Raw genomic sequence first — 259 nt, forward strand, 5'->3', positions numbered from 1 at the left:
GATCACCAGCCAGATCAAGGCCGGGCTGACAGGGCCCGCCGGGCGGGGGGGGCCGGCGCGGGGGGGGGGCCCGCCCGGGCGCGGGGGGGGCGGGCCGGGGAGGCCCCCCCCCCGCCCGGGGGGGGGGGGGCCGCGCGGCGGGGGGGGGGGGCAGGAGGGGGTGGGGGGGGGCGGCGGGGCCAGCACCGCGGCGGGGGTGGGCGGGGTGAAGGGGGGGGGGGGGGTGTGGGCGCGGGGGGGGGGGTGGGGGGCGGGGGGG

General features: G+C 90.3%; 1 protein-coding gene. It reads right to left on the minus strand.

The window, feature by feature from the left end:
- The coding region (locus ACCC94_RS30355) for a hypothetical protein (protein WP_413353254.1) at positions 1-259 on the minus strand (259 nt) is incomplete at both ends.

Origin of the sequence: Pseudomonas sp. Pseusp97, assembly GCF_047304025.1 — a bacterium.
Taxonomy (GTDB): Bacteria; Pseudomonadota; Gammaproteobacteria; order Pseudomonadales; family Pseudomonadaceae; genus Pseudomonas.